Raw genomic sequence first — 24,930 nt, forward strand, 5'->3', positions numbered from 1 at the left:
CCATGTTGCCGGAGTTGGGAAAGAGGCTGCAGACCGCAAGGCTTTTGGCCGTCCTTGGGCTTAGGCGAAGGAGGCGGGCGGCGAGGAGGATGGAGAGGTAAAGCCCCAGGTAGGTGAGGGCGAAGCCCAAGGCCAGGCCCAGAAGCCCCTCCCGGGTGAAGCTTGCCCGGTACATGCTGTCAAAGATGAGGGCCGGCACCAGGAGGTAGAGGGTGAGGCGGGAAAGGGTGGTGAGGTCCATCTCTACCCGGCGGCCTAAGAGGTAACCGGAAAGGACCACAAGCCCCACGGGGAGGACGGTGTTCAGGAGGGCCTCCATGGGGGGCATGCTATCGTAAGATGCCCTCATGCCGGGTTACCTGGAGTTGGCCGAGGCCATCCGAAAGGTCCTCCTCCGGGGGGCCGAGGCCCCAGCCCGCCAGGTCCTCCCCATCCCTGGGGGGCACTTCCTGGTCATGTCCGCGGCGGACGGGGAGGTGGCGGTGTGCAAGCTGGTCACGGTGCAGGCGGATAGGACCCCGTCCGTCCAGGCGGAGGTCTGGGCCAGGCGCCTGGCCACGGGGGAGGTCTTCCACCTGCCTGGGGAGGAGCTCACCCGCAGGCGCACCGCCGCCCTTTCCCTCCTGGCCGCCCGCCTCCTTGCCCCGAGGCGGGAAGGGGCCCTCCTCCTGGTGGGCCCGGGGGCGCAAGGGGAGGCCCACCTCGAGGCCTTCGCCGAGGGGTTCCCCCTTACCCGGGTCCTCCTCCGGGGCCGGGGGCGGGCGCGGGTGGAGGCCCTGTTGGCCAAGGCCCAAGCCCTGGGGCTTTCGGCGGAGGAGTGGACGGGAGAAGGGGTGCCGGAGGACGTGGCCTTCATCGTCACCGCCACCCCGAGCCCCACCCCCGTCCTCCCCGAAAGGGTGCCCGAGGGGGCTTTCATCGCCGCGGTGGGCTCCTTCCGCCCGGATATGCGGGAGCTTCCCGAGGAGCTTATCCGCCGGGCGGCCCTCTACTGCGATACAGAGGATGCCCTCAAAGAGGCGGGAGAGCTCCAGGGCCAAACCGGGGTGGTTCCCCTAAAGGCGGCCCTCTTGGGGGCCCGGTCGGAGGGGGATCCCGTGGTTTTCAAGAGCGTGGGGCACGCCCTCTTTGACCTGGCCGCGGTGCGGGTTCATCTGGGCCTCGAGGGCTAAGCCCGCACGCTACTGGAGTTCTTCTTGGGGTGGGGAATAAAGCTCCTTGGGGTGGGGAATAAAGCTCCCGGCCTCAGACCGCCTTTTCCAGCAATGTTCGCCCTTCCTTGGCCAGCTTCCAAAGGGCTTGGGCCACCCCTTCCAACGCCCCTGGGCGCAAGCGGTAGTAGGTCCAGCGGCCCACCCGTACCCCCTCCACAAAGCCCGCTCCCCGGAGGATCTTCAGGTGGTGGCTCACCGTGGGCCCGGAAAGCCCGGTCTTCTCCTTGAGGTGGCAGAAGCATAGGCCAAAGGCGGTCCCGCACTGGGGGTCTTGGACCACTTGATCGTCGGGTGGATCCGCCAGAAGCTCCACGATTTTCAGCCGGGCCGGGTCGGCCAGGGCCTTGAGCTTGGTCTCCAAACCGTTCATACCTAGGGATTAAGGGTAGCACAACCCTATTTGTTAAGCGGGAAGTTTCCTTCCAATTACATCCCTTATACCAGGGCTGTCTACTCCTGTTGACAAGCTTCAAACCCATGTGGTACCCTCCAATCCGAAGGGAGGGACAAATGCCCCAAGTTATGACGCGCAGGCGGTTTGTCCAGCTTTCGGCAGCGGCCACGGCCCTCTTCACCGTGGGGGGTAAGGCCCAACTCTGGTATGCCCCCAGCCTTACCTATCCCGCGGTGAAGGTGGCCAACCTGGCCCAGGTGAAGCCGGGGGAGCCCGTCTTCTTCAACTACCCCGACGCCTCCTCTCCCGCTGTCCTCCTCAAGCTGGGCCGTCCGGCCATCGGGGGGGTGGGGCGGGAGCGGGACATCGTAGCCTTCTCCGCCATCTGCACCCACATGGGCTGCCCCGTCCAGTACAAGGGGGGCCGGCTGGTCTGCCCCTGCCACTACTCCATGTTTGACCCCGCCAAGGGCGGGCAGTGCTACCAGGGTCTGGCCAGCTCCTGGCTTCCCCAGATCCCCTTGCGCATAGATGCCAAGGGGGACATCTACGCCACGGCGGTGATGGGCCTCATTTGGGGTCGGGCTAAGAACGTGTAAGGAGGTGCGAGGATGGCGCTCTTTGAACGCAGGGACCGGCTTCCCCTTCCGCCTAAAGGGGCCAAGGTCTACAACACGGTCTGCCAGTACTGCAACGTGGGCTGCGGGTATAAGGTCTACGTTTGGCCGGTGGGGGTGAACGGGGGCCCCAAGGCCGACCAGAACGCCTTTGGGGTGGACTTCACCTCCCCGCAGGCGCCCCTTAAGGGCCTGAGCTACACGGAGACCATGCACACGGTCACCGTGGGGCGGGACGGCCAGCTTTACAACGTGGCCATCGTCCCCGCCCGGGAATCCCCCATCAACCGGGGGTACTATTCCACCCGGGGCGGGACCAACGCCGTTACCCTTTTCAGCCCCTCCCGCGGTACCCAGGACCGCCTGCAGTATCCCCTCCTCCGGGTGGGGGACCAGTTCCAGGCCATCACCTGGCAGGATGCCCTCACCCTCATGGGCCTCCTCATCAAGGGTATCCGCGACCGCGACGGCAACGACGACAACATCGCCGTGAAGTGTTACGACCACGGGGGCTCGGGCCAGGGCTTTGAGGACAACTACGGCGCGGGCAAGTTCTTCTTCACCGCCCTCTCCGTGAAGCACATCGCCATCCACAACCGTCCTGCCTACAACTCCGAGGTCTGGGGGAGCCGGGAGCGGGGGGTCCACGAGCTCAACTATGACTACTCCGATGCCCGCCTGGCGGACACCATCGTCCTCTGGGGGGCCAATCCCTACGAGACGGCCACCGTCTTCTATGTGGAGCACATACTGGAGAACATCGCGGGGAACATGGTGGCCCAGAAGCAGAAAGCCTTTGACCCGGGCGAGCCCGCGGAGCCGACCTACCTCATCGTCATAGACCCCCGGAAGACCTCCAGCTACACCGTGGCCGCCCAGCTGGCCCCGGACCGGGTGCTGCTCCTCCAGCCCAACCTGGGCACGGACTACATCCTGGCCAACGCCATCGCCCGCGTGGTCTGGGAGCGGGGCTACTACGACATGGCCTACCTCCAGGCCCGCACGGACATGGCCCTCTTTGAGGAGTACAAGCAGAAGAGCCTCAAGCTCTCCGTGCCCTATGCGGAGTTCATGGCCCAGGCCGAGCGCATCACGGGGGTGCCCAGGGCCCAGATTGAGAAGGCCGCGGACTGGATCGCCAAGCCCAAGGCGGGCCGCTTCAAGCGCCGCACCCTCACCATCTACGAGAAGGGCATCATCTGGAACATGAAAAACTACGACCAGGTGGCGGCCATCGTCCAGCTCGCCGTCCTCACCCACAACATCGGCCGTGCAGGCACGGGCTGTGGCCGCCAGGGTGGGCACCAGGAGGGCTACGTCCGCCCGCCGGCCCCCACTCCGGGCTCCATCTACCGGGGTGGCCCCCCTGTGAACGTGGACAAGTTCCTCATTGAGGGGAAGGGCAAGTTCTACTGGGTCATCGCCACCGATCCCTACCTCTCCACCCCCAACAGCCAGGCCTTCCGCAAGCGCGTCCACGAGCGCACGGAGAAGCTCACCAAGGCCCTGGGAGCGGGCGGGGAGCCGGGAACCATTCAGGAGCGTGCCCAGAAGATCCTGGACATCCTCTATGCCGACCCCGACGCCCTCTTCATGGTGGTTCAGGACATCTACATGACGGAGACCGCCCGGGATGCCCACCTCATCCTGCCCGCGGCGGCCTGGGGCGAGGCCAACGACACCTCCATCAACTGCAACAGCCGCCTCCTGCGCCTCTACGAGAAGTTCACCGACCCCCCTGGGGAGGCCAAGCCCGACTGGGAGATCTTCAAGCTGGTGGGCCTGCGCATCGCCGAACTCTACCGGGCGGAGGGCAAGGCCCAGGAGGCCCAGAAGTTTGAGTTCGGCAAGAACTGGAAGACGGACGAGGACGTCTTCCTGGCGGGGGCGGAGGAGTTCTCCGATAACCGCGTTTCCGAGGAGGACGAGGCCAAGCTGGAGGCCGAGAACTACAAGGGTGTGACCTACGCCTTCCTCAAGCAGGTGGGCCAGGAGGGCATCCGCACCCCCGTGCGCCGGGATCCCAAGACGGGCCAGCTGGTGGGCACCCTCCGGCGCTACACCTACAAGTTCGGCACCTCCGACGGCAAGTTCAAGTGGTACGGCACCGATGACTGGGAGGGTTACCCCACGGAGGTGGCCAAGTACCTGGAAGGGGAGAAGGCCAGGGCGTACCCCTTCTGGGTCACCACCGGCCGGGCCCAGGTCATCTGGCAGACCGCCTACCACGACCGGAACCTCCCGGAAAAGGCCCTCACCTTGCCCCTGCCCTACGTGGAGGTGAACCCCGAGGACGCCCGGCGCCTGGGGCTTAAGGAGGGGGACATCGTGGAGGTCTACAACGAGGAGGGGAACGGGACCTTCATGGTTTACATCACCGACGCGGTGAAGCCCGGCATGCTCTTCCTCGTGATGTACCACTGGCGGGGCACCAGCAACTCCTTGGTTTCCGGCTACACCGACCCCAAGACCACCATTCCCTGGTACAAGGGCACCCGGGCCAACCTGCGCAAGGTGGCGGGGGCCATTCCTAGCCTCCAGCAGACGGCCAGCACCTTGCAGCAGAACAAGTTTGACTAAGGTCCTCCGGTAGGAAAGCCCCCGGGAACGCCCCGGGGGCTTAACCCTTCACGGAACCCGCCAGGAGGCCCCGGAGGAAGTAGCGGCCCAGGAAGATGTAGACGAGAAGGGTGGGCAAGGCGGCCAGGATGGCTCCGGCCATGGGTAGGTTCCACTTCACCGCCTCTCCGCCGGCGAGCTGGGCCAGGGCCACGGTGATGGGCTGGCTTTCTGGCCGGCTGAGGGTCACGGCGAAGAGGAACTCGTTCCAGATCTGGGTGAACTGCCAGATGCCCACCACCACGAACCCCGGTATGGAGAGGGGCAGGATCACGTGGCGGAAGATGCCGAAAAAGCCGGCGCCGTCTATGCGGGCCGCTTCCACCAGCTCATCGGGGATTTCGCTGTAGTAGTTGCGGAAGATAAGGGTGACGATGGGGATGCCGTAGACCACGTGCACCAGCACCAGCCCTCCTAAGGTGCCGTAAAGCCCGATGGCCTTGATGAACTGGAAGAGGGGGATGAGGATGCTCTGGTAGGGGATGAACATCCCAAAGAGCATGAGGGCGAAGAGGAGGTTGGCTCCCCTAAAGGGCCACTTGGCCAACACGTAGCCGTTTAAGGCCCCGATGAAGGCGGAGATCAGGGTGGCGGAGACCGCCAGGGCCACGCTGTTTTGGAACTTGGGCCGGAAGGCTTCCCAGGCGATGCGGAAGCTTTCCCAGTAAATGGGGTCCGGCCAGCGCCACACCGTATCTAGGGTGATTTTGGCAGGCTCCTTTAGGGCGGTGAGGACCACCAGGTAGACGGGGAGGAGGAAAAAGAGGGTGGCGAGCCCCAAGAAGAGGTAAAGGAGGACCCGGCCCATCACCGCCGCACCTCCTTCCTAAGCTGGCTTGCCAGGTAGGGCACCACCGCCAGGGCCACCAGGAGAAGGAGGAGAAGGCCGATGGCCGCGCCCTTGGCGAACTGGTTGCCCCGGAAGGCCAGGAGGTACATGTAGATGGCGGGCACGTCCGTGGGGGCGTAGTCCAGCCCGGCCATGGCGAAGATAAGGTCAAAGATTTTCAGGGCGATGTGCCCCAGGACGATCATAGCGGAAAGGGTAATGGGGGCGAGAAGGGGGAAGATGACGTGGCGGTAGAGCTGCCAGGTCCCGGCCCCGTCCACCCGGGCGGCCTCGAGGACCTCCACGGGGATGCCCCTAAGGCCCGCCAGGTAGAGGGCCATGGTGTAGCCCGACATCTGCCAGACCGCGGCCAGGATCACCCCGATGAGGGCCAGGCTGAACCCGTGAGGCTCGGGGTAGGGGAGGAGCTGGAGCTGGCTTCCCAAGGTGAAGGCCCAAAGGAGGAGGACCCCCGCGGAGAGGAGGCTCCAGAAGAGCCTTCGCCTCTCCCCCCTCCGCCAGGCCCCGTAAGCTACGAGGAGGAGGGCCAAGGCCACCACCAGGGTGGTGTAGAAGGGCAGGCGGTTCCAGTCAAAGACCAGGATCTGCGCCCGGGTGGTGAGCCAGGGAAAGGAGAAGGGGGGAAGGCCCACCAGGGTGGGCAGGACGTTTACCCCCCCTTGGGGCTGGAGGAGCCAGCGCCAGATGGTCCCCGTGACCACGAAGGAGAGGGCCATGGGGAAGAGGAAGACGGTGCGGAAAAACCCTTCCCCCCGGGGGCGCTGGTCTAAGGCCAGGGCCAGAAGGAGCCCTAAGCCCAGGCTTCCCGCCATGAAGAAGAGGGTGAAGAAGACCAGGTTGATCGCGCTTTGGCGGAAGCGCACGTCCACGAACCCTGTGAAGAGTTCCCGGTAGTTCTCGAGGCCCACGAACCTAAGCTCGGGCCTTAAGGCCAAGGCCTGGGCGGGGTTCTTCCCCCAGTCCGTGAGGGAAACCCAAAGGGTCTGGCCGATGAAGCCGTAGACAAAGATCCCCACCAGCACCAAGGAAGGGAGAAGCACCAAAAAAGCGAGGATCCGGTCCCGCACGTTACCCCCAGAATACCCCTGGGGGCCCTTTGGCCCCCAGGGGAAAGCAAGCCCCTAGCGCCCGAGGCCCACCTGGTCGGCGATGGCCTGGGCGGCGTTGGCCGCGGCCCTTGCGTTCCTGGACTGCAGGTAGATTTCCATGACCGTGCCGAACTGGCTCATGAAGCTTTCGGGGGCCACCGCGCCGTGGACCAGGGAGCCCACGATGCGGTTGGACTTCCAGTCCTTTATGGCGGACTGACCGTAGGCGTTGTACTTGGCGGGGTCGGAGTCTAGGCGGGCGGCGATGGAGCCCTTAAGCGGGTTGAAGGTGTCCTGCCCCTCCTTGGAGCCCGCAAGCCGCAGCCAGTTGATGGCGTTCTGGCGGTTCTTGGCCCCCTTGGGCAGGCCAAAGGAGTCGGAAAGCATCATGAAGACCCCCTGGGTGCCGGGGGAGGGGGCCCAGGCAAAGTCCGTGCCCGGGCGGAGCTTCAGGGTGGTGGCCATGTACCCCGCGGCCCAGTCCCCCATGATGTTAAAGGCCGCTTGCCCCTGGACCACCCGGTCCACCGCCTGCTGCCAGGAAAGCCCCGCCGCGTCCTTGTTGGCGCAGTCCAGGACCTTGCCGAAGGTCTCCCACACCGCCACCGCCTTGGGGTCGGTGAACTTCAGCTTGCCCGTCCAGAGGTTGTTCCAGTCCTCGGGGCCCAGCATAGCCAGGGCCACGCTCTCCCAGAGGTGCTGCTGGGTCCAGTTCTCCCCCAGGGCCAAAGGCGCCTCGAGGCCCTTCCGCTTTAGGGCCTGGCAGGTGGCCAGGAACTCAGCCCAGGTCCTGGGCGGGGTGACCCCCCACTCCCGGAGCTTGGCCGGGATGTACCACATGACGTTGGAGCGGTGGATGTTCACCGGCACGCTCCAGATGCCGCCCTTGTAGGAGAGGAGGTCAATGAGCCCCTTGGGGAAGGCCTGGAGCCAGCCTTCTTGGCGGAAAAGGCTGGTGAGGTCCTCCATGCGGTTGGCCACCACCCAGGTGCCGATGAGCTCCTGCCCCGCGTGGACCTGGAAGGTATCCGGCGGGTCGCCGCCCAGCATGCGGGTCTTCAGCACCGCCTTGGCGTTGACCCCAGCCCCGCCGGTGACGGTGGCGTTGATGACCTCTACCCCGGGGTACTTCTGCTTGTAGAGCCGGATGAGGGCCTCGAGGGCCGGCCCTTCATCCCCCGCCCACCAGGAGAAGATCTCCAGCTTGCCCGTTTGGGCCAGGGCGCTAAGCCCCAAGGCCATCCCTAAAACCAGAAGCCACTTCCTCATACGAACCTCCATTGCGACGTGGGCTTTCCGCCCACAGGCCGCCCAACTCAAAAAAGCGGGCCAGAAAGAGGCTTGCGCCCCCCACCGCCGGGGCCAGGTGGCCGTAGGCCGAGGGGTAGACGGGGAGGTGCTGGTGCGCCGGGAGGAACGCCGCCTTTCCCAGCTCGGCCCGCAGGGGGGCTTCCAGATGGGGGAAGAGCTCCGCCGCCCGCCCCCCGATGACCACCCGGGCGGGGTCGTAGGCCACGGCCAGGTTGGCGATAAAGCGACCTAAGGCCTCCCCAAGATGGGTCAGGGCTTCCAAAGCCGCCTTCTCCCCCGCCTCCGCCAGGGCCAGGAGGCCCTCCAGGCCCTCCGCCTGCCCGCCTAGGGCTTGGTGGTGGGCCAGGAGGCCTTGGAGGCCGAGCTCGGTTTCCAAGCATCCCTGGCGCCCGCACCGACAGGAGGCGCGGCCCCCGCCGATCCAGTGCCCCACCTCCCCCGCGGCCCCGTGGGTGCCCCTAAGGAGGCGGCCTTCCGCCACCACCCCCACCCCAAGCCCCGTGCTTAGGACCACGTAGGCCAGGTTCTCCTCACCGTGGAAGAAGACCTCCGAGAGGGCCGAGGCCTTGGCGTCGTTTTCAAAGGCCACGGGGATGGGGAAGTCCCTTAGGGCAAGGTCTAGGTCGCGCCAGCCTAGGTTGGGGGCCATGAGGAGCTTCCTGCCGGATACCACCCCGGGGAGGGTGACCCCCAGGCCCAAGGCCCCTTCCGCCCGGGGCCTGGCCGCCTGCTTGAGGGCCTCGAGGCGGGCTTCCACCCCCTCTTCCTTGGGGTGGGGCCACTCCTGGCTCCAAAGCACCTCTCCCCTCCAGTCCAAGGCCACCAAAACGGTGCCCTCCACCCCAAGCTCTGCCCCTAGGGCGTAGCGGGCCCGGGGCTTGAGGTGAAGGAGGATCCCGGGCCGGCCAAGCTCCCCGGGGCGCGCCTCCCCCTCCTCCAAAAGCCCTTCTTCCAAAAGCTCTTCCACCAGCCGGCTCACCGCGCTCTTGGCCAGGCCGGTTTTTCGGGCGAGGTCGGCCCGGGTGGCGGGGGCTTGCCGCAGGCTCTGCAGGATGGCCCTGCGGTTTAACCTGCGGATTTCCTGCGTATCCCCCTTGCGCATCCTCAAGCCCCCCTTAGTTCGGCCTCAGGACTAACTAAACCACCCCCCACGGCCCCTTGTCAAGGGGGGAGGGCAGGCCGTAAGGTAGGGCCAAGGCCCGCTAGGGCCCAAAAGCCAGGTCCCGTATGCCCTGGTGCCTGGGCGCGTAGTCCAGGCTTAAAGTGGGGAAGTCCGGTGCAAGTCCGGCGCTGTCCCGCAACGGTAACCGGCCCATCGTCAGGCTTTTCGTCGCAGGCCGGAAGCCCGAATGCCTGCCAGGGCCGCCCCCCCTTCCCAGGGGGGCACCTCACGCGGATGGGGGGAGATGTGGGGGTTAAGTTGTCCTTTAGCCCCTGCCTCCCGGCAGGGGCTTTGCCCTGCCTCCCCCGGGCCTGGCCCTAGCGCGCCGGAAGGAGGTTGGGCATGAAAAGGGTTTTGGCGGTCCTTGCGGTCTTTTGGGCGCTGGTCTGGGCGTTTCCCCTCACGGTCACGGACGATCTCGGGCGCACCGTCACCCTCAAGGCCCCACCCAAGCGCATCGTGGCCATGCTCCCTTCGGTCACGGAGACGGTGTGCGCCCTGGGGGCCTGCGACCGCCTGGTGGCCACGGACGACTACTCCGACTGGCCGGAAGGGGTGAAGCGGCTCCCTAAAGCTGGGGGACTTTACAACCCCAACCCCGAGCTCATCCTTTCCCTGAAGCCGGACCTGGTCCTGGTCTCCAAGTACGGCCGGCTTTACGAGACCCTGGAGCGGGCGGGGCTTACCGTGTACGCGGTGCGCACGGAGACCTACGAGGACATCTTCAAGACGGTGCGCGCCCTGGGGAAGCTCCTTGGCCTCGAGGCCCAGGCGGAACGGCTGGTGGCCCAGATCCAGAAGGAGGTCTACCAGGAGGAGGCCCGGGCGGCCAAGGCCCAGGGAAGGCCCCGGGTCTACTACGAGATTGACCCCACCCCCTACACCGTGGGCCCGGAGAGCTTCATCGGGGTCCTCATCGCCAAGGCCCGGGGGATGAACATTGTCCCCAAGGAGCTTGGGCTTTTCCCCAAGATCACCCCCGAGTTCGTGGTGGAGAAAAACCCCGAGGTCATCGCGGCCACCTACCCTGAGGCGGAAAAGACCATCCGTGCCCGGCCGGGCTGGAGCCGGATCCGGGCCGTCCAGACGGGGCGGATCTGCGTCTTCACTGGGGGGGAGGACAGCCTCCTCTCCCGCCCCGGCCCCCGGGTGGCCCAAGGGCTTCGGCTTCTCGTGGACTGCTTCCACGGCAGGTAGGCCATGGTCCTGGGCCTCCCCCTTTCCCTTAGGCGGGGCCTGGTCTTCGGTTGGCTCTTCCTCCTCCTCTTCCTGGCCCTGGTGCTAGGGGTGGGTCTGGGAGCGGTGGCCCTTCCCCCCTTGGAGGTCCTAAGGGCCCTCCTCGGCCTCGAGGAAAACCCCATCGTCACCGAGCTCCGCCTGCCGCGGGTCCTTGGGGGGATGCTGGTGGGGGCCGCCTTGGGCCTTTCGGGGGCCGCCTTCCAGGGGCTTTTCCGCAATCCCCTGGCGGACCCCTACCTCATTGGCTCGGCCTCGGGGGCGGCCTTTGGGGTGACCCTCTTCGCCGCCCTTCTCGGGGGGCTTTCCCCGGCCTTTGCCCAGCACGCGGTGTTCCAGCACCTGCCCCTTTCCGCCACCCTCATGGGCTTCCTGGGGGCCCTAGTTGCCACCCTCCTCACCCTTCTCCTGGCGGGGGGGGTGGCCCGCACGGGGGAGCTGGTCTTAGCGGGGGTGGTGGTGGGAAGCGTCCTCACCGGGGCCACCACCTACCTGATGATGCAGGACGCGGACCGGGTGCGGGCGGTCTTCGCCTACACCCTGGGCAACCTGGCCTTTCTGGGTTGGCCTGGGGTGAGGGCCCTCTTCCTCTTCTTCCTCCTGGCCCTGCCGCCCCTCCTCCTCCTCGGGCGCTTCCTGAACGCCTTGCAGCTTGGGGAGGAGACCGCCCGCAGCCTAGGCCTCCCCCTCGAGGCCCTAAAGGCCATCCTCCTCCTCTCCGCAAGCCTTCTCGTGGCCGCGGCCGTGGCCCAGGTGGGGATCATCGGCTTCGTGGGCCTCATCGCCCCCCACGCCCTAAGGCGCCTTCTTGGGGAGGATTACCGGCTTCTCCTCCCGGCGAGCGCCCTGGGGGGGGCGGTCCTCCTGGCCTTCGCCGACCTCCTGGCCCGCACCCTCACCCGGCCCGCGGAGCTCCCGGTGGGGGTGGTGACCACCCTCCTTGGGGGGCCCTTCTTCCTCTACCTCATGTGGAGGCGCCGTGGGTGGGCTTGAAGCCAGGGGGATCGTGGTGCCTTTCGCCCTGAAGGGGGTGAGCCTAGCCCTCCGCCCTGGGGAGTGGCTCGCCCTCCTAGGGCCCAACGGCTCCGGCAAGAGCACCCTCCTCAGGGTGATGGCGGGCCTCCTCAGGCCCAAGGCGGGGGCGGTCTTCCTGGAGGGGCGGCCCCTTTCCGCTTACGGGAGTTACGCCCGGGGGCAGCTTTTGGGCTACCTTCCCCAGGGCGGGCCCTACCCCGAGGGGCTCGTGGCGGAGGAGGTGGTGCGGCTTGGGCGGCTGCCCCACCTCGGGCTTTGGGGCCGGGAGGGGGAGGAGGACCAAAAGGCGGTGGCCTGTGCCCTGGAGGTCACCGGGGCCCTGCCCTTCCGCCACCGCCCCCTTGCCACCCTCTCGGGGGGTGAGAAGCAGCGGGTCCTCCTGGCCCGGGCCCTGGCGGCCAGGCCCCGCTACCTCCTTTTGGACGAGCCCACCACCTTCTTGGACCTCGAGCACCAGGGGGCCCTCCTCGCCCTCCTCCGGCGCCTCAAGGGGATGGGGGTGGGGGTCCTTTCCGTCCTACATGACCCCAACCAGGCGGCGCTGGCGGACCGGGTGGCCCTCCTAAAGGGGGGGCAGCTCCTCTTAGAGGGCCCCCCGGAAAAGGCCCTAAGGGAGCCCCTCCTCCAGGCCCTCTACGGTTCTGGGGTGCGGGTGGCCTGCCTCCAGGGGAGGCCCCATGTCTACCTGGACGGATAGGGCCAGGCTTTACGTGAAGGGGAAGGCCCTCCTCCTGGACCTTGGCCGCCCCACCCCCCTTTACACGGAAAGCGGGCCCAAAAGGGCGCGCTACCTCCTGGTGGGGCGGCTTGAGCCCCTGGACTGGTTCCGCTTAGGCTTCCCCCGGGCGGAGGTCCTCCACTACCCCCTTCCCATAGACCCCCTGGACTTCGCTTGGGAAGGGGGCACCCTGGTCCTCCCCGGGCTCAGGGTCTACCTGGAAGGCCCCCCGGAGTTCGTGGAAACCCCCTACTGGGCCTGGCCCCTTTAGGGCTTGACGGGGGCCGTTCCCCGGCGGTAGGGTGAGCCTACCGACCGTTCGGTCGCAGGGAGGTGCAGGATGCGGCTTCAGGGCAAGCGGGTGCTCATCACGGGGGCGGCCCATGGCATCGGCCGGGCCACCCTGGAGCTTTTTGCAAGGGAAGGGGCGAGGCTTGCGGCCTGCGATCTGGAGGAGGGCCCCCTTTGGGAGGCGGCGAAGGAGGCGGGGGCCCTGGCCATCCCCATGGACGTGGCTGACCCCCCCTCGGTGGAGGAGGGCTTCAGAAAGGTCCTGGAGGCCCTGGGGGGGCTGGACGGGGTGGTGCACTACGCGGGGATCACCCGGGACAACTTTCACTGGAAGATGCCCTTGGAGGACTGGGAGGCGGTCCTTAGGGTGAACCTTACGGGGAGCTTCCTGGTGGCCAAGGCGGCGAGCGAGGCCATGCGGGAGCGGAACCCTGGGAGCATCGTGCTTACGGCGAGCCGGGTGTACCTGGGGAACCTGGGGCAGGCGAACTACGCGGCCAGCAAGGCGGGGGTGGTGGGGCTTACGCGGACGTTGGCTTTGGAGCTTGGGCGGTACGGGATCCGGGTGAACGCCTTGGCGCCGGGGTTTATTGAGACGCGGATGACGGCCAAGGTGCCGGAGAAGGTGCGGGAGAAGGCCATCCAGGCCACGCCCCTGGGGCGGGTGGGGAGGCCCATTGAGGTGGCGCAGGCGGCGCTTTTCCTGGTTTCGGACGAGTCCAGCTTCATCACCGGGCAGGTGCTCTTCGTGGACGGGGGCCGCAGCATCGGGGCGGCCCCCGCTTAAGGGGTGGGGCATGGGTTTCGCCCGGCTGGACGCTTGGCTGGAAGGGCTGGTGGAGGGGGGGAGGCTTCCTGGGGCCGTGGCCCTGGTGGCCCGGGGGGGCGAGCCCTTATACCTTAGAGCCCTCGGCCACCTGGACCCGGAAAAGGGCCTTCCCATGCGGGAGGATGCCCTTTTCCGCCTCTACTCCATGACCAAGCCCTGGGTCTCCGCCCTGGCCCTCACCTTCGTGGAGGAGGGGACCCTTTCCTTGAGGGACCCCCTGGAGAAGTACCTGCCGGCCTTTGCCCGGCTAGAGGTGGGGCGGGAGGTGGGGGAGGAGGTGGTCTTGGAGCCCTTAAAGAGCCCCCTTCTCGTCTACGACCTCCTCCGCCACACCGCGGGCTTCACCTACGGGGTCTTCTTTGCCTCCCCCGTGAAGCGGCGCTACCTCGAGGCCGGGGTGGACCGCTTTGACCTCCCCCGGGAGGCCTTTTTGGAGAGGCTTTCCGCCCTGCCCCTTCGCTTCCAACCCGGGGAGGCCTTTGAGTACGGGCTTTCCACCGACGTCCTGGGCCATCTCCTGGAGGCCCTATCGGGGAAGACCCTGGCCGAGCTCATGGAGGAGCGGGTCTTTACCCCCCTCGGGATGCGGGACTCGGGCTTCCAGGCCAAAGACCCCGCCCGCCTGGCCCAACCCTTCCCCAAGGACCCGGAGATGGGGCGGCGCATCGCCCTCCTCCCCCTGGAAGCCCCCCCGCCCCGCTTCGCTGGGGGGATGGGGGGCGTGGGGACGGCCCTGGACTACCTCCGCTTCCTCGAGGCCCTCCGCACCGGGAAGGGCCTCCTCCACCCGGCCCTGGCCCGCCTTATGACGGAAGACCACCTGGGCCCCCTTTACGCCGAGGGGCTTAAGCGCGGCCCTGAGTACCTCCCGGGGCCTGGCTACGGCTTCGGCCTGGGGGTGGCCGTGCGCTTGGGGGCAGGGATGGCCCCGGGGAACCCGGGGGAGTTCTTCTGGGCGGGTTTTGGCGGCACCTACTTCTTTGTGGACCCAAGCCTGGAGCTCACCGCCCTCTTCCTGGCCCAGGCCCCAAACCTCCTTTCCGTCTTGGAACCCCAAAGGGCCTTCCACTCCTCCTACGGGGACCGGCTTTGGCTCGCCTTCAAGACCCTGGTCTACGCCGGGCTCTAAGGGCCTTTGAGATCCCAGGGAAGGGCGTGCTGAGCCCTTTTCTTGGGGGCTCCGTCTGGGAGAGCGTCGGCTGGGTACTTAGCCCCCCCCGTGGACCCGGGGACGCTTTTGGGGGTCGGGCTCGGCCCGGCGTAGGACCTCCTGGGTCAGGGTGGGGATGTCCCCCTCACCGAACAGGAGGAACCCTATAGCCGCCTGGAGGGGTCCCTCCTCCGGCCACTCAAAGTAGATGTGAGGCACCTTGCCCGTGCGGTCTCTGAGGTAGATGAGAAAGGCGGCCAGGGTGTTGGGGACCGCGGTCCCTAGGATGCGGAAGACCCGGTGGTCGGGGTGGTTTATCCCCCAGACCTTGGCCCGGGTGGAGAACTCCGAGGGGTCTGGGACGTAGACCTCCACGAAGAAGACGGCTTCCCGGGGAGGCAGATGGGCCACCTCCCGCACCCGCCTCTCCTTGGCGGCGTAATCCGGCTTGGGCTTAGGGTGGTGAGCGATGAGGTACAGGGGGCCTGCCTGGGCCTGGAGCTGCCGGACGAGTTCCTCGGCCACCTCATCCAGGACGAAGGTTTCTACCCTAAGCTCAAAGGAGCGTAAGGCCCTTGAGGTGAAGGAGACGAGAAGGGTGGCGGCGATGAAAAACGCCGCGATCTTGATTCCGTCCGGCCTTTCCGCCACGTTGGCCACCAGGACATAGAGGAAGAGGAGGACGAGCCCACCGTAAAGGCCCTGCTCCTTCTGGCCCTCGCGCCGGGCGAGGAGGTAGACCGCCAGGGCGGAGGAGGTCATGACCACCAAGACCCCGGTGGCGTAGGCCGCGGCCTGGGCCTCCACGCTGGCCCGGAAAAGGAGGGTGACGGTGAAGGCCATCCCGGTGAAGAAGACGACCAGGAGGCGTTGTTGGCGGGCCCACTCCGGGGCCATGCCGAAGCGGGGCAAATAGCGGGGGACGATGGTGAGGAGGCCAGCCATGGCGCTTGCCCCGGCGAACCAGAGGATGGCGATGGAAACTAGGTCGTAGACCGTGCCCAGGTCTTCCCCCAGGTAGCGGTGGGCCAGGTAGCTGATGGCCCGCCCCGAGACCTCCTCGCTCCGCCAGGCCTCCTCAGGGATGAGGAGGGTGGTAGCCATGCCGGCCGTCACCAGGAAGCCCCCCATCACCAGGGCCGCCGCGAGGAGGAGCGTGTGGGTTTCGCGGATGCGCCCCAGGGACCTTTGTGGGTCGTCCTCCGGCCGCCCCCGGATGAGGGGCATGACGGCCACCCCCGTTTCGTACCCTGAGATACCCAAGGCCAGCTTAGGGAAGGCAAGGAGGGTGGCGAAGACCATGGCTTCAGGGGCGGGGTAAACCTGAAGGAGCCGCGTCCACCAGCCTTTCAGGGCCTCGAGTTCCAGGTGGGCTAGGGCGGCGCCCAGCACCAGGGTGTTGAGGAAGAGGTAGCCGAAGGAAAGGGGTACGGCCAGCGCGATGGCTTCCCGGAAGCCCAAGTAGAAGACGAAGCCCAAGAGGGCGATAAGGAGGAGGGTGAGGCCCACCTGGTGCCCCTGTAGCCAGGAGGGGGCCAGGGGGTTGCCGATGAGGTGGACGGCGGCGTCGGCGCTGGAGAGGGTGACGGTGAGGATGAAGTCCGTGGCCATGAAGCCCAGGACCACGAGGACCAAGACCTTTCCCCGCCAGCCCGGAAGAAGGTGGGTGAGGAGGCCGATGGACCCCTCCCCGTGGGGGCTTTCCTCCGCCACCCGGCGGTAGACAGGGTAGACCGCAAAGAGGGCGAAGAGGAAGAGGGCCAGGTTGGCCAAGGGTGAGAGGAGGCCCGCTACCAAGAGGGCGATGCCGGGCTGGTACCCCAAGGAGGAGAAGAGGTCCACCCCGGTGAGGCTGAAGACCTTCCACCAAGGGTAGCGGCCCTCCTCGGTTTCCTGGTGTTGGAAGGTTGTGGGCGCTTTGCTGGACATGGGGTTAGCTTTGAGGCCGGGCGGTTTCGCTTTGGGAAGTGACCCCCACCGCTTGCGCCAACTCCAAGGGCAGGAGAAAAACCTCCCCCTCCACCTCCACCCGCACCCCCTCCGCGCCCCGCTCCAGCACCTTTAGCCGGGCCCCAGGGCGCAGGTGGAGGTGGGCAAGGAGGTTGAGGGTGCCGGGGTCCTGGGCTAGGGCCCGCACCACCCGGGCCTCTCCTAGGGGGGCCTCGCTCAAGGGGAGGGCGGGGCGCTCGGGGAGGATGAGCTCGGGGGTGGGGATGGGGTCCCCGTGGGGGTCAAAGGGGGGGTGGCCTAAGGCCTCGGCGATCCGCTCCTCCAAGGCTTCGGAGATGACGTGCTCTAGCCTTTCCGCCTCCTCGTGCACCTCCTCCCAGCCGTAGCCTAAGGTCTGGTGCAGGTAGGTTTCCAGGAGGCGGTGGTGGCGGAGGACCTCCAGGGCCACCTTGCGCCCGGCCTCCGTGAGCCTCGCCCCCCGGTATGGGCTGTGCTCCACCAGGCCCAAGGCCTTGAGCTTTTTCAGCATTTCCGTGACCGAGGGGGGCTTGACCCCAAGCCGCTCCGCCAGGGCCTGCGTGGGCACGTTGGCCCCGAAGGCCTCCTCCAGGAGGAGGAGCTGTTTGAGGTAGTCCTCCTGGGCTTCGGAAAGGGGTGGGCGGGCCATTGGGCTTAGCCTAGCACCTGCCCGGGATAATGGGGCCATGGACCTCACCTACTATCCCTACCCCTCCCGGCGCTTCGTGGTCCTGGGGCGGCGGGGCGTGGTGGCCACCAGCCAGCCCCTGGCGGCCATGGCCGGGGCCGAGATCCTCCTGAAAGGGGGCAACGCGGTGGACGCCGCCATCGCCATGGCCGCCTGCCTCACGGTGGTGGAGCCCACCTCCAACGGCCTCGGGGGGGACCTCTTCGCCATCGTCTTGGACGGGAAGCTCCATGGCCTGAACGCCTCGGGGGCAAGCCCCCTGGCCCTCACGCCGGAAAGGCTTCCCGGGGGGCGGATGCCGGAGCGGGGCTGGCTTCCCGTGACCGTGCCCGGGGCGGTTTCGGGTTGGCGGGCCCTGCACGAGCGCTTCGGGAGGCTCCCTTTCCCCGAGCTCCTCCTTCCCGCCATCCGCCACGCGGAGGAGGGCTTCCCCGTGGGCCCCGAGACCGCCCGGGCCTGGCGGCGGGCAGAGGAGGTCTTCCTGCCCCTGGAGGGGCCGGAGTTCCAGGCCTTCAAGGAGGTCTTCTTCCCTGGGGGGCGCGCCCCCCGGGCGGGGGAAGTTTGGCAAAGCCCCCTCCACGCCAAGACCCTTAGGGAGATCGGGGAAAGCTTTGGGGAAAGCCTCTACCGGGGCCCCCTGGCCGAGGCCCTGGCCCGCTTCAGCGCCGAGACCAGGGGGCTTCTCACCCTGGAGGACCTGAAGGCCCACCAGCCCCTCTGGGTGGCGCCCCTTTCCGCAGACTACCGGGGCCTCACCCTTTACGAGCTTCCCCCCAATGGCCAAGGGGTGGCGGCCCTCCTCGCCCTTAGGATCCTCGAGGGCCTGGACTTCCGCCTGGACGACCCCCTCGGCTACCACCTCCAGATTGAGGCCATGCGCCTGGCCCTGGCGGACGCCTACCGCCACGTGGCCGACCCCCGCCACATGGAGGTGGCCCCGGAGGCCTTCCTCTCCGAGGCCTACGCCGCCGAGCGGCGGAGGCTCATCGGGGAGAGGGCCCTTCCCCTGGCCCTGCCCGGCCTCAGGCCCGGGGGGACGGTCTACCTGGCCGCGGCGGACGGGGAGCTTGTGGTCTCCCTCATCCAGTCTAACTACCAGGGCTTCGGCTCCGGGGTCCTGGTGCCGGGCACGGGGATCGCCCTCCACAACCGGGGCCTGGGCTTTGCCCTGGAGGAGGACCACCCCAACCGGGTGGGCCCGGGCAAGCGCCCCTTTCACACCATCATCCCGGGCTTCCTTTTTCGGGAGGGGAAGCCCCTAGGGGCCTTTGGGGTCATGGGGGGGTTCATGCAGCCCCAGGGGCACGTGCAGGTGGTCCTGGCCCTGGCCCACGGGCTCAACCCCCAGGCCGCCCTGGACCGGCCCCGCTGGCAGGTGACCCCTTCGGGGGAAGTCCTCCTAGAGCCCGGGGTGCCCCAGGCGGTGGCCCTCTCCCTGAAGGACCTCGGCCACCGGGTGCGCTACGAGCTCGAGCCCGCGGCCTTCGGCCGGGGGCAGGTGGCCTTCCGCCTAGGGGAAGCCCTCCTTGGGGCCAGCGACCCCCGGGCGGAGGGCCTGGCCCTGGCCCTTTAAGCGCCCCGCTGTTAGGAAAGGCGCACGGAGTGTCTTTTCTGGGGCCCCCACCGAAGCGAACGCTTCGGTGGGGTACTTAGCCGAGAAGCCCCTTCATCCGGCTCTGGATGAGCCGCACCGCCCTTAAGGGGCTTAGGCGGTAGAGGAGGTCCATGGCCCAGGCATCTTGCCCCATGAGGACCCGGAACCGGTCCCTTTCCACCGCGTCCAGGAGGATCTGGGCCGCCTTTTGGGGTTCCAGGATGGGCCCGCTGGCTCCCGTGCCCTTGACCTCCACCCCGGAGTGCTGAGCGATCCCCGTGCGCATGGCCCCCGGCAAGGCCAGGGTGACCCGCACCGGGGTGCCCAAAAGCTCCCCGTAGAGGGCTTCCGTGAGGAGTTTCACCGCGGCCTTGGAGGCCCCGTAGACCGCTTGCCCCGGCACGGGCAGGAAGCCCCCCATGCTGGAGATGTTCACCAGGTGGGCCTCGGGCCGCCTTAGGAGATGGGGCAGGAAGGCCTTGGTCATGTGCACCGTGCCCCAGAAGTTCACCCGGAAGACCCGCTCCATGCTGGGAAGGTCCAGCTCCTGGAAGCGCTTAAAGGGCTGGATGATCCCCGCGTTGTTGATGAGGCCGTCCACCTGGCCATGGGCCTTTAGGACCTCTTCGGGCAGGGTCCGGACCCGCTCCTCCTGGGTGACGTCTAGGGCGTGGAGGCTCAGGCCCTGGGCCCGAGGTCCCGCTTTGGCCTGGGTTTCCTCCAGGCCCTCTTTCCTCAGGTCCACCGCCGCCACCCTGGCCCCTCGCCTTAGGAGCTCCAGGCTGAGGGCCTGGCCCAAGCCGCTTCCCGCCCCGGTGACCACCACCACCTTGTCTTTAAGCCGCATGCTCCCACTTTACCCGGGCTCGGTACCCCGCCGAAGCTTTTTGGGAGGTTTACGGGGGGTAGGCGAAGCCCAGGAGGGCCCTCGAGCCCAGGGCCTCTTCCCAAACCTGAGGCAGGGGTCCAAAAACCCCCCGTTCGGGCTTGAGCCCTTGCAGGGCTTCCTGAAACGCCTTTCGCTCCTCCCAAAGTTCCTGGCCTAGATAGAGCCTGACCCGCGGCCTTTTTCCCCCGAACCGCCCGCCCCAAAAGCGGGCCAGGGCGGTGGGGAGCTGCCCCTTGGGCACGGGTAGGGGAGGCTGGCGCAGGGTTTCCCCTTCTAGGGTGAAAAGGGCGAAAAACCCCAGGCTGAGCACCAGCCCACCCCCAGGGGGGAGCCAGCCTAGGGCCCTAAGCTTTTCCCCCTCCTGGGTGGCCAGGAAGAGCTGCCCTTCCCGTTCCGTCCTCAAGACCTCCGCCAGAACCTCCCTAGGCTCCCTTTGGCCCGCCTCTTCCGCTGCCCGCTCGGCCAAGGCGGCGAGCCCGGGGCCGAAAAGGGGGGTGGCGTGGAGGAGGAGGCGGTTGGGGTGTTTTCGGGCTAGGGCCTGCCCCAAAGGGAGGTGAGTCCCGAAAGGGGGGCGGCTCAGGAGGAGAAGCACCCGGTCGTAGAGGGGTAGAAGCCGGGTTAGGGCCGCTTCCAGACCTTCTTTAGATGGATCCCAAAGGTATAGCCCAAGCTCCTTGGCCACCCGCTCGCTAAGGCCCGAGGTGTGCTTGGTGAGGATGCCTACTTCCATGCTTCCAGCCTAGGACCTTCCCGGAGGGACTTTTGCCCTAGACTGCGGCTAAAATCTTCTTCAACCCCAGCCCCGCCTCCACCCCTTGGGTGCCGTAATTGTTGTTGAAGATGACATAGACCACCTCCGCCCGCTCCGCCAGGGTCCTGGCCGCCTGGGCCAGGTCCTGGAGCTCCTCCTCGGAGTAGCGCCAGTTGAAGCGCTCGTAGGGCTTCTTGTGGGGGCCTTTCCAGGTTTCCTTGTTCCGGCCGTGGCAGCGGAGTACGGCCACGGGGTGGGTGGGCTCTAAGACCCTAGGGGGGGCCTCGGGGTGGGGTGGGGCGTCCACGCTCACATGGATGAGGCCAAGGCGCAGGAGCTCCTGCTTCACAAAGCCCCAGGCGGTGTACCACTTGGGGTTGCGGAACTCCACCGCCACCCAGTAGCCCTGGGCCCGCTCTGCGAGGCGCTCCAGGTAGCGGAAGCTCCGGGGCCTGGGCTCCACCCAGGGGGGCAGGCCGAAGTGGAGGTAGCCAAGCTTTCCTGACTGTCTTAAGGGCTCCAGGGCCAGGAGGAAGCGCCCCCAGGCCTCCTCCACCACCTCCTCGGGGACTTCCTTCTGGCTCAGGTGGCCTTCCTGCTGGGGGAGGAGGGCCCTTAGGTCCTTGGGGAGGCGTTCGGCCTCGAGGCCGTGCCCGGTGAAGGCGGAAAAGGCCTTTACGTGGAAGGTGAAGCCCTCCGGGGTCCTCTCCGCCCACTTGGCCACCACCTCGGGGCGGGGGAGGGCGTAGAAGGTGCTGTCCACCTCCACGGTGTCAAAGTGCTGGGCGTAGTAGCGGAGGCGCCCCTCCGGGTCCTTGGCCACCTCCTTGGGGTACCAGCCGGAGGCCAGGAGGGTCTCGTCCGTCCAGCTGGCGGTGCCCACCCGGATGCGTCCCATACCCTCATGGTGGGGGAGGGAAGGCCAAAGGGCAAGGGGAGCCCTTGACAGGGCTGAACCCACCCCATATCTTTATTGATGAGAGGTTTGGAATATGCAAAATACTAAAAACCTAGAGCCCCTTCACCGGTTCAAAGCCGAGTTTTTCAAGGCCCTAGGCCATCCCCTTCGCTTAGCCATCCTGGATGCCCTGCGGGGTGGGGAGAAGAGCGTGTCCGAGCTTCGGGAGCTTCTCGCTGTGGAGCAGTCTACCCTTTCCCAACAGCTGGCCGTTCTGCGCCAGCGGGGCTTCGTGGATGCCCGCCGGGAGGGGGCCCAGGTGTACTACGCCGTGCGGGATCCGGAGGTTTACGCCTTTTTGGATCTGGGGCGGAGGGTGTTTGAAAAGCAGCTCCAGGCGCAGACCGAGCTTTTGGACGCTTTGAGGAGGAGTGGGGGATGAGCGGATGGAGCTTCTTAGCCCTCTCCTTGCTGGGGCTACAGGCCGCCTTGGCCTGGTTCCCCCGGGTTGGGCTTGCCCTCTTGCCCTACACGCTAGGGGGAAGTGGGCTTCTCCTTCAGGTGGGGGGGTTAGGGGCCTTTGCCTTAAGGGGGGACGTGCAGGCCTTTTATCTGGGGCTCTTGGGAAGCCTCTACGTGGCCTTGGGGCCCTACCTGGCCTCGTACCTGCCCCACCACCCTTGGCCCCGGGCCCGTCTCGAGGCCTTCCTCTTTCCTCTCTTCATGGGCGTGCTGGTGGGGGTGGTGCTGGCCCCTCCGGGCTACCCTTTTCTTTTCCTGTGGGAGGGGGTGGCCCTTTTGGGCTTCCTGCTCATCGCCTTGGAGGGCCCCGAGGCCTTAGAGGGAAGCCAGGCCTTCTTCCTGGCTAGCCGGCTTTCCGGGGTGGGGCTTTTCCTGGCTTTTCTCTTCCACGGCCAGGCCCCGTTGACCCTGGTGTGGGCGGGGCTTCTTTTGGGTTTCGGCACCAAGGCTGGGCTTTTCCCCCTGCACCCTTGGCTTCCCAAGGCCCACCCTGTGGCCATAAGCCCCCTTTCTGCCCTCCTTTCCGGGGGAATGGTAAAGCTCGGGCTGTACGGCCTTTATCGCTCTTCCGCTTGGTTTGCCCCCCCACCTTCCTGGGTGGGTTGGGTCTTGGTGCTCCTGGGGCTTTCGGGGGCGGTCTACGCCCTGGTCCGGGGCCTCGCGGAGCGTGACTTTAAGGGCATCCTAGCCTACTCCAGTGTGGAGAACCTGAACCTCCTCCTGGCGGCGCTGGGGGGGTATTTCCTCACCCAAAGCCCCCTCTTCTTAGGGGCCTTCTTTTACCACCAGCTGGCCCACGCCCTTTTTAAGGGCCTCCTTTTCCTGGCCTCGGGTTTGCTGCCAAGCCGCAACCTAGACGCCCTGGGGGGCCTTTGGGCCCGCCTGCCCCGGACCGCCCCCTTGGTCCTCCTCGGGGTTTTGGTGGGGGCGGGGCTGCCCCCGTTGGCTGGGTTTGTGGGGGAATGGCTCTTGTACCTGGGCTTTTTGCAGACCAAGGGGGTTTTGGCTCTGGGGGTGGGCCTCCTGGCCCTGGTGGGGGCTTTGGCAGGGGTGCTTTACCTCCGCCTTTTCGGCCTGGCCTTTCTGGGGGTTCCCCGGAGCCCAGAGGCCGGAGGGGTCCAGGAGGAACCTTTGGGGATGCGGCTGGGCTTAGGGGTGCCCACCCTGATGCTCCTTTTTCTTTCCCTTTTCCCTAGCCCCTTCTTGCGCCCCTTGGGGGTGGCCCCGTTTGTCGTTTGGCCCCTGGTCCTCGCCCTGGGCCTTCTGGCCTGGGGGGGATTTCTATGGCTCCGCACCCGGCCTTGGCGGGCCTACCGGACCTGGGACTGTGGGTACGAGCCCCTGACGCCGGCCATGCAGCCCAACGCCTTGGGGTTCAGCGAGCAGCTTTTGCGCCTTTTCCCCTTCGCTCCCCTCCGGACCTGGGAGATGCCCGGGCGGGGAGGATATCCGCCGGCGCCTCGAGTCCGGTTGGAGGTTCCGGACCTCCTGGAGCAGGCCCTGGCCTGGGGGGCCCGGGGGTACGCCCACCTGGCTTGGGGTGTGCGCCGCCTGCAGTCGGGTAGCGTGCATCTCTACCTCCTCCTCCAGTTCCTGGCCCTTCTTCTGGTGTTGGGGGTGAGCCGGTGAGCGCCCTGCTCTTTTTGCTCTTAGCCCCGCTTTTTACGGGCACGCTGAAGTGGCTTAAGGCGCGGTTGCAAAACCGGGTGGGCCCCGATCCCTTCTACGATTACCGGAACCTGGTCAAGCTTTTCCAAAAAGCCTACATCCTTCCCCAAATGGCCTCCCCCGTCTTCCTTTTGGGACCGGTCTTGGCTCTGGCCTCCACTTTGCTGGCTGCCATTTTCTTTCCCCTGGGGCCTTCCTTGAGCTTTGCCGGGGACTTCCTCCTTCTCCTCTACTTCCTTAACCTGGGGCGCTTTTTCCAGCTGGCCGCGGCTTTGGACGCGGGGAGCGCTTTCGGCGGGCAGGGGGCCTACCGGGAGAGCCTAGTGGGGGTTCTGGTGGAACCTGGTACCGTTATGGCCTTGGCCGCGGTGGCCTGGAAAGGGGGGTTCAGCCTGGCCCAGCTGGAGCCCTGGACGGTGGCCAGTGGGTTGGTCTACCTCCTGGCCCTTGCAGCCCTGGCCCTAGCCCTGGTGGCCGAGGGGGCCCGGATGCCCGTGGACGACCCTACCACCCATCTGGAGCTCACCATGATCCACGAGGCCCAGCTCCTGGACCACGGGGGGCCCCTTCTTGCGCTGTACGAGCTTGCGGCGGGGGTTAAGCTCCTCCTCTACCTGGGGCTTATGGCCCTCCTCCTGCCCCTCCCCCTGGGGTTGGCCTTGGCCCTGGCCTTCGTCCTAGGGGTTGTTGCCTTGGCCTACCTCGAGACCTACGGGGTGAGGCTCCGCTACCTACGCCTACCCGATCTCATGAGCTACGGGACCTTGGCGGGCCTTCTGGCCCTTTTGGGGAAGGTGGTGCACCTATGGATCTAGCATCGGAACTGGTCTTGCTCATCCTGGTCACGGGGTTTTTCATGGTGGCGCGGAAGAGCCTGCGGGCCCTCATCCGCTTCTATGCCCTTCAGAACCTCTTTCTGGCCCTCCTGGCCTTCGTGCTGGCGGAGGGCCGCCCCGTCTTTATCGGGGCGGGGGTGCTCCTTTTCCTCATCAAGGGGATCCTTATCCCGGCCTACCTCCTGTGGCTTTTGGACCGCCTCGAGGTCAGCCACGAGGTGGAATCCTACCTTTCCGTTCCCCTCTCCCTCCTCCTGGGTGGGGGGTTGGTGGGTCTGGGGTTTTGGGCGGGCAGGGCCTTTGTCCTACCGGAGGCGCGGCTTCCTGAGGCGGTGCCCGTGGCCTTTTCCCTTATCCTTTTGGGAATGCTTTCCATGGCTACCCGCAAGAAGGCCATCACGCAGGTTTTGGGGTTCTTGGCGCTGGAGAACGGGGTTTTTCTCCTAGCCCTGGCGGAAAGCCACGGGCTGCCCCTCTTTGTGGAGTTTGGCGTGGCCCTGGATGCCTTTGCGGCGGTTTTCCTGGCCGGCATCCTTATCTTCCGCATCAAGCAGACCTTTGGCCACCTGGACACCGCTCGCTTGCGGGAGCTTAGGGGGTAG

Annotated in this window: 25 protein-coding genes and 1 riboswitch; of the genes, 14 read left to right on the plus strand and 11 right to left on the minus strand. The window is 66.9% G+C overall.

The window, feature by feature from the left end; all coding sequences use genetic code 11:
- A partial coding sequence (locus WKI94_RS05210) for an AEC family transporter (RefSeq protein ID WP_337844718.1) occupies positions 1–328 on the minus strand: 328 nt, incomplete at its 3' end.
- Between the two features lie 19 nt (positions 329–347).
- Here WKI94_RS05210 and WKI94_RS05215 point away from each other — a divergent pair.
- Positions 348–1,172 (plus strand): ornithine cyclodeaminase, encoded by an 825-nt coding sequence (locus WKI94_RS05215; protein ID WP_337844719.1) that lies wholly within the window; start codon positions 348–350, stop codon positions 1,170–1,172.
- A gap of 73 nt (positions 1,173–1,245) precedes the next feature.
- Here the strand turns inward: WKI94_RS05215 and WKI94_RS05220 are convergent, their stop codons facing one another.
- On the minus strand, positions 1,246–1,584 hold the full coding sequence (locus WKI94_RS05220; protein WP_337844720.1) for a metalloregulator ArsR/SmtB family transcription factor: 339 nt from the start codon (positions 1,582–1,584) through the stop codon (positions 1,246–1,248).
- 152 nt (positions 1,585–1,736) lie between these two features.
- Here WKI94_RS05220 and WKI94_RS05225 point away from each other — a divergent pair, with 152 nt between their 5' ends.
- Both WKI94_RS05225 and WKI94_RS05230 read left to right on the plus strand, forming a co-directional pair.
- Entirely contained in the window at positions 1,737–2,207 is a 471-nt protein-coding gene (locus WKI94_RS05225) for an arsenate reductase (azurin) small subunit (RefSeq protein WP_337844721.1), read from the plus strand.
- A 12-nt stretch (positions 2,208–2,219) separates the two neighbouring features.
- Entirely contained in the window at positions 2,220–4,805 is a 2,586-nt protein-coding gene (locus WKI94_RS05230; RefSeq protein WP_337844722.1) for an arsenate reductase (azurin) large subunit, read from the plus strand.
- Positions 4,806–4,845: 40 nt separating this feature from the next.
- Here the strand turns inward: WKI94_RS05230 and WKI94_RS05235 are convergent, their stop codons facing one another.
- From WKI94_RS05235 to WKI94_RS05250, 4 genes are read right to left on the minus strand one after another with little or no spacing between them, the layout of a single operon-like run.
- Entirely contained in the window at positions 4,846–5,652 is an 807-nt protein-coding gene (locus tag WKI94_RS05235) for a carbohydrate ABC transporter permease (RefSeq protein ID WP_337844723.1), read from the minus strand.
- A complete protein-coding gene (locus WKI94_RS05240) occupies positions 5,652–6,761 on the minus strand; it encodes a sugar ABC transporter permease (RefSeq protein WP_337844724.1) in 1,110 nt (369 codons plus the stop codon). Before WKI94_RS05240 ends, WKI94_RS05235 begins: the two co-directional genes overlap by 1 nt.
- A 54-nt stretch (positions 6,762–6,815) precedes the next feature.
- Complete coding sequence (locus WKI94_RS05245) at positions 6,816–8,051, minus strand: ABC transporter substrate-binding protein (RefSeq protein WP_337844725.1); 1,236 nt, start codon at positions 8,049–8,051, stop codon at positions 6,816–6,818.
- Positions 8,008–9,195 (minus strand): ROK family transcriptional regulator, encoded by a 1,188-nt coding sequence (locus WKI94_RS05250; RefSeq protein WP_337844750.1) that lies wholly within the window; start codon positions 9,193–9,195, stop codon positions 8,008–8,010. The genes WKI94_RS05245 and WKI94_RS05250 overlap by 44 nt, the downstream gene beginning before the upstream one ends.
- A gap of 114 nt (positions 9,196–9,309) precedes the next feature.
- Positions 9,310–9,469: riboswitch (cobalamin riboswitch) on the plus strand.
- Between the two features lie 128 nt (positions 9,470–9,597).
- On the opposite strand from WKI94_RS05250, the gene WKI94_RS05255 reads away from it, so the two are divergent.
- The 6 genes from WKI94_RS05255 to WKI94_RS05280 all read left to right on the plus strand — a co-directional run bounded on the left by WKI94_RS05255 (position 9,598) and on the right by WKI94_RS05280 (position 14,493).
- Positions 9,598–10,452, plus strand: a complete 855-nt coding sequence (locus WKI94_RS05255) for an ABC transporter substrate-binding protein (protein WP_337844726.1) — start codon at positions 9,598–9,600, stop codon at positions 10,450–10,452.
- Positions 10,453–10,455: 3 nt separating this feature from the next.
- Positions 10,456–11,484 carry an iron ABC transporter permease gene (locus WKI94_RS05260; RefSeq protein WP_337844727.1) on the plus strand — a complete coding sequence of 343 codons (1,029 nt, stop codon included), beginning with the start codon at positions 10,456–10,458 and terminating at the stop codon, positions 11,482–11,484.
- Positions 11,471–12,223 carry an ABC transporter ATP-binding protein gene (locus tag WKI94_RS05265; RefSeq protein ID WP_337844728.1) on the plus strand — a complete coding sequence of 251 codons (753 nt, stop codon included), beginning with the start codon at positions 11,471–11,473 and terminating at the stop codon, positions 12,221–12,223. Before WKI94_RS05260 ends, WKI94_RS05265 begins: the two co-directional genes overlap by 14 nt.
- The gene (locus tag WKI94_RS05270) at positions 12,204–12,515 is read left to right on the plus strand and encodes a hypothetical protein (protein WP_337844729.1); all 312 of its coding nucleotides are present in this window, start codon (positions 12,204–12,206) and stop codon (positions 12,513–12,515) included. Before WKI94_RS05265 ends, WKI94_RS05270 begins: the two co-directional genes overlap by 20 nt.
- Before the next feature lie 69 nt (positions 12,516–12,584).
- The gene (locus tag WKI94_RS05275) at positions 12,585–13,322 is read left to right on the plus strand and encodes an SDR family oxidoreductase (RefSeq protein WP_337844730.1); all 738 of its coding nucleotides are present in this window, start codon (positions 12,585–12,587) and stop codon (positions 13,320–13,322) included.
- A gap of 10 nt (positions 13,323–13,332) precedes the next feature.
- Complete coding sequence (locus WKI94_RS05280) at positions 13,333–14,493, plus strand: serine hydrolase domain-containing protein (RefSeq protein WP_337844731.1); 1,161 nt, start codon at positions 13,333–13,335, stop codon at positions 14,491–14,493.
- Positions 14,494–14,571: 78 nt separating this feature from the next.
- Here the strand turns inward: WKI94_RS05280 and WKI94_RS05285 are convergent, their stop codons facing one another.
- Both WKI94_RS05285 and WKI94_RS05290 read right to left on the minus strand, forming a co-directional pair.
- Positions 14,572–16,443 carry an amino acid transporter gene (locus WKI94_RS05285; protein WP_337844732.1) on the minus strand — a complete coding sequence of 624 codons (1,872 nt, stop codon included), beginning with the start codon at positions 16,441–16,443 and terminating at the stop codon, positions 14,572–14,574.
- A gap of 4 nt (positions 16,444–16,447) precedes the next feature.
- Positions 16,448–17,131 carry a metal-dependent transcriptional regulator gene (locus tag WKI94_RS05290; protein ID WP_337844733.1) on the minus strand — a complete coding sequence of 228 codons (684 nt, stop codon included), beginning with the start codon at positions 17,129–17,131 and terminating at the stop codon, positions 16,448–16,450.
- 37 nt (positions 17,132–17,168) lie between these two features.
- Here WKI94_RS05290 and WKI94_RS05295 point away from each other — a divergent pair, with 37 nt between their 5' ends.
- On the plus strand, positions 17,169–18,743 hold the full coding sequence (locus tag WKI94_RS05295) for a gamma-glutamyltransferase family protein (protein WP_337844734.1): 1,575 nt from the start codon (positions 17,169–17,171) through the stop codon (positions 18,741–18,743).
- A gap of 76 nt (positions 18,744–18,819) precedes the next feature.
- Here the strand turns inward: WKI94_RS05295 and WKI94_RS05300 are convergent, their stop codons facing one another.
- Genes WKI94_RS05300 through WKI94_RS05310 form a run of 3 tightly spaced genes read right to left on the minus strand, consistent with a single transcriptional unit; the run spans position 18,820 to position 21,302 of the window.
- The gene (locus WKI94_RS05300; protein WP_337844735.1) at positions 18,820–19,611 is read right to left on the minus strand and encodes an SDR family NAD(P)-dependent oxidoreductase; all 792 of its coding nucleotides are present in this window, start codon (positions 19,609–19,611) and stop codon (positions 18,820–18,822) included.
- Between the two features lie 49 nt (positions 19,612–19,660).
- Positions 19,661–20,383, minus strand: a complete 723-nt coding sequence (locus tag WKI94_RS05305) for a hypothetical protein (protein WP_337844736.1) — start codon at positions 20,381–20,383, stop codon at positions 19,661–19,663.
- 37 nt (positions 20,384–20,420) lie between these two features.
- The gene (locus WKI94_RS05310) at positions 20,421–21,302 is read right to left on the minus strand and encodes a DUF72 domain-containing protein (protein ID WP_337844737.1); all 882 of its coding nucleotides are present in this window, start codon (positions 21,300–21,302) and stop codon (positions 20,421–20,423) included.
- A gap of 94 nt (positions 21,303–21,396) precedes the next feature.
- Between WKI94_RS05310 and WKI94_RS05315 the strand changes: the two genes are divergently transcribed.
- The 4 genes from WKI94_RS05315 to WKI94_RS05330 are packed head-to-tail and all read left to right on the plus strand — an operon-like array spanning position 21,397 to position 24,930.
- On the plus strand, positions 21,397–21,744 hold the full coding sequence (locus WKI94_RS05315; RefSeq protein WP_337844738.1) for a metalloregulator ArsR/SmtB family transcription factor: 348 nt from the start codon (positions 21,397–21,399) through the stop codon (positions 21,742–21,744).
- On the plus strand, positions 21,741–23,453 hold the full coding sequence (locus WKI94_RS05320; protein WP_337844739.1) for a proton-conducting transporter membrane subunit: 1,713 nt from the start codon (positions 21,741–21,743) through the stop codon (positions 23,451–23,453). Before WKI94_RS05315 ends, WKI94_RS05320 begins: the two co-directional genes overlap by 4 nt.
- Entirely contained in the window at positions 23,450–24,307 is an 858-nt protein-coding gene (locus WKI94_RS05325) for an NADH-quinone oxidoreductase subunit H (protein WP_337844740.1), read from the plus strand. The genes WKI94_RS05320 and WKI94_RS05325 overlap by 4 nt, the downstream gene beginning before the upstream one ends.
- Positions 24,298–24,930, plus strand: coding sequence for an NADH-quinone oxidoreductase subunit K (locus WKI94_RS05330; protein ID WP_337844741.1), 633 nt, complete (start codon positions 24,298–24,300; stop codon positions 24,928–24,930). The genes WKI94_RS05325 and WKI94_RS05330 overlap by 10 nt, the downstream gene beginning before the upstream one ends.

It is taken from the genome of Thermus sp. (assembly GCF_037444525.1).
Lineage (GTDB): Bacteria > Deinococcota > Deinococci > Deinococcales > Thermaceae > Thermus.